This window comes from Humidesulfovibrio sp., assembly GCF_030689645.1.
Taxonomy (GTDB): Bacteria; Desulfobacterota; Desulfovibrionia; order Desulfovibrionales; family Desulfovibrionaceae; genus Humidesulfovibrio.
Genome location: NZ_JAUYFU010000099.1, coordinates 47,155 through 54,583, shown reverse-complemented (window position 1 = coordinate 54,583; position 7,429 = coordinate 47,155). Strand labels below are relative to the sequence as shown.

Genomic DNA, 7,429 nt, shown 5'->3' with positions numbered 1-7,429 from the left:
AAGAGGCCCTTTTCGTCAAAGAGGGTGTATTGCTTTTCCTTGGCGGCAGCGTTCTTTATGGCGGCGTCGGTGAGCTTCATTGGTATCTCCATCCGTCGTTTGGCGGGTGTCTCGGAGCGAGATACCAACGGAGATACCACTTTTATAGCGGATGTCAACGGACCTTACGGGAACCATAGGGAGGCATAAGCAACAAAAAACCCCGCGTTTGCGGGGCTTTGTGGGACTCTTGGGACTCTCTGGGAAGTTCTTCTGGTGGAGGCGGAGGGAATCGAACCCTCGTCCGAGAATGCTTTGCGCGCGGCGTCTACAGGTTTAGAACAGGTACAATTCTCGTCGTCTCATTGGCCCCTGTTCAGGCACGAAACGACACGTCTGCCTTGTGCCGCGTGCATACGGCAGACACCATTTGCACGCCGTCCCGATGAGGTTTTGTCGATCCTAAGGACGTATCGGACGTCGGTCAGAAGGATCGTGACTGGTTATTAAGCAGCCAGAGCGTAATCGTAGTCGTTGGCACTTGAGTGCTTGCCGCTTTTTACGAGGCCAGCGGCGCCTCGACCTGCAACCACGGCATCGACTGTCCCCGTCGAAACCGGTGCGCCCCCATCTCAATGATCAATCTAGACTCTTTAGAGATAAGTCTGGTTAACTGCTTGGCAAGGGGTGTCCCATCCAAGATTCTGTAATCTTGCCCTTGGGCTGGACGGGTGTCAAGGACGGATGCGTCTAATGTAAAGCACGGGACTGGTCGGACTCCACGCGATTGCGGCCTGATTCTTTAGCCCGGTAAAGTGCTTCATCTGCGCGGCGCACCAGGAGATGGATATCGTCGCCCTCCTGAGTGGCTGTAACGCCAAAGCTTGAAGTCACTTGGCCCACTGCGCCGAAATCGCTGCGCTCCATCTCAATGCGGTAGCGTTCGGCCAGGGCCGTTACCACCAGCAGGGTGGTTTCTGGGCAGATGACGAGAAACTCCTCACCGCCCCACCGGCCTACGATGTCCGTTTCCCTGGCGTTGCGGCGCAAAAGATCGGCAAGATGCTTTAGAACCTCATCGCCCGCCTGGTGCCCGTGGGTGTCGTTGACGGCTTTGAAGCGGTCCACATCGAGCATGATGATGGAGAAAGTCTTGCCGTACCGGCGGGCTCGCAGGAGCTCTGATTGGAGTGAGGCCTCAAGCTTGCGGCGATTTGCTAGCCCGGTGAGCCTGTCGGTTACGGACAGGATCTCCAGGGCTTGGTTCTTCTCGTCCAGTTCAATGACCAGCGTTTCAAGGCGGTCTCGGGTATCGGTGAGTTCCGCCGTGCGCATCTGTACCATGTGTTCGAGGTTGCCCACCAACTGTTTCATGCGGCTGGCCATCTCGTTGAAGCTTGCGCCCAACACCCCCACCTCGTCGCGGGCTTCGGTTTCTACTCTGGCGTCCAGATGCCCGGCGCGCATCTGCTCCGCAGAGCGAGTAAGCGCTACAAGTTTGCGGGTCACGCTGGCGTGAATGATGGCGGCCACCAAAAGGACAAAGCACAATCCGGTTAAGGCCGTGGCTACGATGATGGCGGTGGAGACTCTGCTGGCTATGGCGATTCTTGCGCGGGCCCTGTTCACCTCATCGGTGGCCAGGGTCTTGAGATTTGCGGAAATGGGGTCAACGGCCCTGGCTTGCAAATTGAAATCGTTGAGTTTGCTACGGATGGCCACGTCGATGTCTGGAATCTGTCGCGCCACTTCCACGTACTGCGCAAGGAGCATCGATACGTTTTCTTTGTCTGCGTTGGCTTGTCCACCCTGGGCTGTGAGCGCGGAGCGCAGTTCCAGGCAGGAGTTCATGGCTGACTGCATGAAGGGCCGTTGTCGGGTGACCATGTACTGGCGTTGGTGCAGCGCCATTTGACGGAATGCTAAAAGGGTTGCTGGAGATTGTTTGGAATGCTTTTCAAGTTTTGCTTCCAACTCGTTCAATTGGCTTTCCAGTCCAGTGGCTGGCGCGGCCAGCACCGTGACCAGGGAAACGAGTTCCCGGAATATGTCAGAAAACCGCCGTGCCGTGGTCAGGTAAAGGGTCAGGTCATTGTTGCGTTCGCGCAGGGCGTTGCTAACCTGGGAGCCTTCGATAAGACGTTTGAGTTCCTCACTGGAGGCCACCACATTGCTTATGATTTCCGTTGATGGCTTGAAGTAGAGCTCCTGCGCGGCCATGAAGCCTATGTGCGGGTATTGCAGGAAGAAATCACGATGAAGTCGGCGCGCCTTTTCCAGTTGACCGTCCATTTCGAAGACCCGTTGCCGGATCTCAACACTGGTCAGGATGACGGCTTCCGCTTGGCGCACATCTCCCAGGGCCAATAGGCTCACAGCAGCCTCGACCAGTATCATGCTGAAAAGCAGTGTGAAGGACAAAGCAAACTTGGCGGTGACGCCGAGGTTCTGCCAAGAGCGGATCACACGGCCAAGGATGTTCATGGCACAGGGCTGTAAGTGAATTTGACGTTGGATTTAAGCCCTTCAACTCCAGCGGCGGGGTCCATGAGTTGAAGCACGTTGAATTTCGGCGAGGCGCAGTCGCCAAATTCGTCACAGCTGATGCGCCCGGTTATGCCTTCATGGTTGCGCGTGGCGTAAAGCGCATCGCGCAAGGCCTTTCTGCCGATATGCACAGTGCCGTCTGGAGCCGGTTGTCCAGCTTTCTCAATGGCGGCGAAGAGAATCTCTGCCGCATCGAAGGCGCTGGTGTAATAGTAGGTTGCAGGTGGTGTCTGAAAGCGCGCCAGGCACTCGCTTCTCAGTTTGTCCAGGGCGGGGCCATTTTGCGGCGGCGTGGGGCCAACAAAGTACATACCCACGGCATCGTCTTTCATGGCTTCGATGAAGCTCTGCTCAATCAGGGAACCGTCGCTCATAAGCACCGTCTTTTTCAAAGCCGGGTCGCGGCGCGCCTGAAGCAGGACATGGTTTCCCTCGGGCTGGAACAGGGGGAAGAATATCAGGTCAGCCTTTGCGTGCTTCACTGCGGTGAGCACTGGTCCCATATTGGTGTCCTGCTTGCTCACAGTCGCGTTCAATACGACCTGTCCGCCAAGTTCCTTGAACCGTTTGGCGAACCCATCAGTAAGACCTCTTGTGTAGATGTCGCCATCGTTGATGGTGGCGGCCTTGCGGATGCCGAGCTTTTGGTAGGCGTAGGTGGCTGCTGCTGGTCCGGATGACTCTTCGTTGGGCGCTGTGCGGAAGTAGCCCTCCTGCCACCTTGGTGCTCGCTGTCCGCCGATGGCTGTAAGGAATGGGGCAGAATTGTTGCCGGAAATCATTGTGAGCCCGGCCTTTGTCATTACTTCCGCGGCGGTTGCCGCATCGCTTGAGCAGGTGGTGCCGAAGATGGCGACCACTTTGGGGTCGGCCACGACCTTGAGCGCCGCGTTGGCCCCGCCCTCGGGCTGGCAGCCTGTGTCCTCCACTTGGAGGGCGACCTTGTGCCCCAGCACTTTGTCGCCTCTGCGTGCCAGGGCCAATTCAAACCCGCGCACCTGCTCTTGTCCAAGCGCAGCGATTTTTCCGCTTAAGGATTGAATGACCCCAAGCTTCAACTCTTCCTTGGGAGCGATGTCTACGCACCCTAGCGGGTCCGTGCAGGTTTTAGGGCTTGTGTCACGTGAACAGGCAGAGCATAATATAGTTAAGCATGCCAGGGTGATAAACGTTGAGTGGCGGCTCGGTGTGCGCATGGTTCCCTACAGGAAGAGTCTGGCTAGGTTGCGCTCTCTATCGGGGGGGGAGAGAGCAGGGAGTTTAATCATTAGATAAGTTTTCAAATCAAAGCCTGTTCACAGTAACCTGTTGAACGTGTGCAGTCAAAGGAGATGGTGAAGAAAAACTAATGAACGGGTGACAATCTTGCGTACCGGAAGGTGGCGGGGGGAATAAAAAAACCCCTGCCTAAGCAGGGGTTTAATTTCTGGTAGCGAGGGAGGGAATTGAACCCCCGACACTGCGGATATGAGCCGCATGCTCTGACCGACTGAGCTACCTCGCCAGGTTTCCCTCAACGGGAAGGGCCTTATAGCTATTCTCTGGTGGCTTGGCAATAGCTCTGTAGGGGTGACGGCTAGAGAATTTCGACTTTTTTTCGATCTTGGCTCTGGGGCATGACCTTCGTTGCCAGTCTGACGTCAGTGGTGTAGGAATTGCAAAGACATTCCGGTCCACTGAACAGCAAGGAGACGGATATGGCCACTGTAGTTCCACAAAGCGAATTGGTCCGCCGGGCCGTTGATTGGATCACCGAGAGGCTTGGGCAGGGCGAAACCTCGCAGGAATTGTCCCGACTGGTCGAGTCGGCTGCTATGCGCTTCAACCTCGGGCCTTTAGAGGTTGAATTTTTGGAACGATTTTATAACAAAAACACCACGGGTGAGAAGCAGTCTTGAAGATCATTCATCGACAGATCCTGAAGGAACACATACATTTGTTCCTGCTCATTGGTTCTTGCCTCCTGGGACTTATTCTGGTGGGACGCATGCTCCAATTGCGGGAAATGCTGTTGTCTCAGAATCTGGGCGTGCTCGATATCTTACGCCTTTTCGTTTATTTAAGCCCTTTTTTCATGCTGCTGCTTACGCCTATTGCCTGCATGTTGAGTGTTTTTTTGACCTTCCTTCGCATGTCGGCGGATCGCGAGCTTACTGCTCTCAAGGCCAGCGGTGTGAGCCTGTACCAGCTTCTGCCCGCGCCAATCGTGTTTTGCAGCCTGTGTACGCTATTTAGTCTGTACATCTCGCTCTTTGGCGTGGCCTGGGGCATGGAGCACTTCAAGCTCTCGCTCATGGAGTTTGCGCGCACAAAAACCAAACTTTCATTACAAGCGGGCGTCTTTAATCAAGAATTTCCTGGTCTGACCATTTATGCCCAGCAGGTTGACCTGGACTCAGGTGATATTCGTTTTGTATTTGTACAGGACAAGACCAGCAAGAATTTCACCACCACAGTTGTCGCGCCTGAAGGCTCCGTCACCACGGATCCCGTGAAGGAGCAGATCAAGGTTGTGTTCAAAAATGGCAAAATCTTCAGGCGTGAGGGGGAGAAGCTCGACGTTCTGCACTTTGGCAGCTATGCTGTGAGGTTGCCACTAGGGAATATGCTCCGAAAAATGGGGTTTGAGCGTATTTCGCCCAAGGAGTTGTCTTTTGAAAGGCTGCTTGAGTTCGATAACAACCAGCAACTCATGCGCGAGACCTTTGACTTGGACCGCGAGCGAAAGATCAAGGTGGAGATACAAAAGCGCTTGGCTCTGCCTTTGGCCTGCGTGGTTTTGGGGCTCTTTTCCGTGCCCATCGCCTGCGTGTTCCGTGCGCTGAAGCAGCAGCACGGCCTTGTGCTGGCCCTCGGTGTGTTCCTTGTATACTACTCCATGCTTTCCGTGGCCGAGAGCATGGGGGAATCACGCCTCGTGCCGCCAGTGATTGGCATCTGGGTTCCAAACATCTTGTTCTCCGTCATGGGATTTGTCTTTCTGCGACAGGCCGTGCGCGAGCGTGTGCCTTCTGGGGTGCTGTGGGTGCTTCAGAAGCTTCAGAAAAGGAGCCCGGCATGACCTGGTCCTGGCCTCGCCTTGGCGCGTTGAGCGGCTATCTTGTGCGCCAGAATCTGTTTCTTATGGCCACCTGCCTTGGGGCTGGCGTATTCATTTATCTGCTCACAGATCTCTCTGACCGGCTGGAGGCTTTTCTGGACGCCGGTCTTGGCGCGCGGCAGATTCTTACCTATTTCATGGTGAAGATGCCGCTGATTTTTTCGCAGATTCTTCCCGCTGTGTTCTTGCTGGCCGTGGTCATTCAGGTGGGGCTCATGGTGCGCAACCGCGAGATGATGGCCTTGCGTGCTGGCGGCATGTCCATGGGCTGGTTCATCCGCTTTTTTGTGGTCTACGCCTTGGTGTGGAGCCTTGGGCAGCTGGTGTTTTCCCAGTTTGTCGCCTCATATGGTGAGCAGGAGGCCTCGCGCATCTGGCGCGAGGAAGTCCGCAAACGCCAGTTGGACAAGCGCGTGGTGAAGAACCTCTGGTTTCGCGAGGGAGCGTACATCGTCCATGCCACCGAGGCCCAGCCGACTCAGAGCCGCGTCAATGATGTGACGGTGTATGAGTTCGACCGTGACTCCATGCGCCTGGAGCGCATCATGACGGCCAAAAAAGGGTTGGTGGACGAACACGGCTGGGGGCTGCTCGACGTATGGGAGATTGAGACCAAGGATTTCATGTCCAGCAAGCTGCTGACGCACTTCATCCCGCTGCGTCAGGACATGCGAAGCTTCCTGAACGCCGATGTGGCGGACCGGTCTGATCTGCCTCTGTGGCACCTGGCCCAGGTCATCGACGAGCTTAGGGAGTCGGGGTCTAATGTTGAGCGGTTGCGTACGGCCTGGCACGGCAAGTGGTCGTACGCCTTTTCCATAGTCACCATGGCCTTGCTTGCCTTGGCTCTGTGCTCGTTTTTCGAGAACATGTACATCAATTTGGTGTTGAGCCTGCTTGTGATCTTCAGCTATTACGGGCTATACGTGTTGGGCATCACCGCTGGTCAAAAGGCGATTCTATCTCCCATGCTCGGTGCTTGGCTTGCCAATGCTGTCTTCAGCGGTCTGGCGGCTATGCGATTGGCTTGGATTACCGCCCCCAGGTTCACGGCGCGGGTGCACCGCTGGCGTGCTGGGTTGGCGCGAAGTTTCACTCGTTCTGAAGCATAGGCTCCTGGGGCGCGCCTGCGCACTCGTCAAGTGCTGCCCAGAGGGCGTCACGGCCCTGTTTTGTCACGCTGGAGAAGCAGATGGGCATGGTGCCACCGCCGAGCAAATCGCGCCATTCGCGCTGCCGGGCCGCTTGTTCACGCTGATTCACCTTGTCACATTTGGTAAGTACCGGCAGGATGGGGATGTTCCCGTGCCGCAGCCAGCTCACCATTTCCAGGTCGCTCTGCTGCGGGGTGATGCGGACATCGATGAGCACAGCCACAGCCTTGAGCCCTGGATTGTTCTTCAGGAAGTGCTCGATGAGCTGCCCCCATTTGGCGCGCTCGGTCTGGGAGCGGCGAGCGTATCCGTAGCCTGGCAGGTCCACCAGGGTGTACCCGCCGGGATTGATGCGGAAGTAGTTCACGCTCTGGGTTTTGCCCGGCGTGGAACTGATTTTTGCCAGCCCTTTGTGGTTGGCCAGGCAGTTGATAAGCGAGCTTTTGCCCACGTTGGAGCGGCCTGCAAGAGCCACCTGCGGCTCTTCCGAAGTTGTAATCTGGCTGAGCACATAGGCGGTTTTGACTAAGTCGAAGCTTCGATTCATAATGCTCCAGGGCGGGTTTTCGCGCACTGCGTGTGCGGCGCCTCCATTGATGTTGGCTTTTGGCCCCCGCGTCAAGCCTCACCCGTGACCTTAAACATATAG

Annotated in this window: 6 protein-coding genes, 1 tRNA gene and 1 other RNA gene; 3 read left to right on the top strand and 5 right to left on the bottom strand. The window is 56.2% G+C overall.

The annotated features are described in order from the left end of the window. Window positions 1-253: 253 nt before the first annotated feature. The 4 genes from ssrA to Q8O35_RS13275 form a co-directional block, all read right to left on the bottom strand. Window positions 254-608, bottom strand: a transfer-messenger RNA (tmRNA) gene (gene ssrA / locus Q8O35_RS13290). Between the two features lie 121 nt (window positions 609-729). After that, on the bottom strand, window positions 730-2,463 hold the full coding sequence (locus Q8O35_RS13285) for a diguanylate cyclase (RefSeq protein ID WP_305574119.1): 1,734 nt from the start codon (window positions 2,461-2,463) through the stop codon (window positions 730-732). Next, window positions 2,460-3,722: a branched-chain amino acid ABC transporter substrate-binding protein gene (locus Q8O35_RS13280; protein WP_305574117.1), complete on the bottom strand. Its 1,263-nt coding sequence runs from the start codon at window positions 3,720-3,722 to the stop codon at window positions 2,460-2,462. The genes Q8O35_RS13285 and Q8O35_RS13280 overlap by 4 nt, the downstream gene beginning before the upstream one ends. 231 nt (window positions 3,723-3,953) lie before the next feature. After that, window positions 3,954-4,030, bottom strand: a tRNA-Met gene (locus tag Q8O35_RS13275). A gap of 193 nt (window positions 4,031-4,223) precedes the next feature. Between Q8O35_RS13275 and Q8O35_RS13270 the strand changes: the two genes are divergently transcribed. The 3 genes from Q8O35_RS13270 to Q8O35_RS13260 are packed head-to-tail and all read left to right on the top strand — an operon-like array spanning window position 4,224 to window position 6,738. After that, window positions 4,224-4,424 (top strand): hypothetical protein, encoded by a 201-nt coding sequence (locus Q8O35_RS13270; protein ID WP_305574115.1) that lies wholly within the window; start codon window positions 4,224-4,226, stop codon window positions 4,422-4,424. After that, on the top strand, window positions 4,421-5,587 hold the full coding sequence (gene lptF / locus Q8O35_RS13265; RefSeq protein ID WP_305574113.1) for an LPS export ABC transporter permease LptF: 1,167 nt from the start codon (window positions 4,421-4,423) through the stop codon (window positions 5,585-5,587). Before Q8O35_RS13270 ends, lptF begins: the two co-directional genes overlap by 4 nt. After that, the gene (locus Q8O35_RS13260; RefSeq protein WP_305574111.1) at window positions 5,584-6,738 is read left to right on the top strand and encodes an LptF/LptG family permease; all 1,155 of its coding nucleotides are present in this window, start codon (window positions 5,584-5,586) and stop codon (window positions 6,736-6,738) included. The genes lptF and Q8O35_RS13260 overlap by 4 nt, the downstream gene beginning before the upstream one ends. Here the strand turns inward: Q8O35_RS13260 and yihA are convergent. Beyond that, window positions 6,719-7,327: a ribosome biogenesis GTP-binding protein YihA/YsxC gene (gene yihA / locus Q8O35_RS13255; protein WP_305574109.1), complete on the bottom strand. Its 609-nt coding sequence runs from the start codon at window positions 7,325-7,327 to the stop codon at window positions 6,719-6,721. The two genes, Q8O35_RS13260 and yihA, sit on opposite strands and share 20 nt — an antisense overlap. Window positions 7,328-7,429 lie beyond the last annotated feature (102 nt).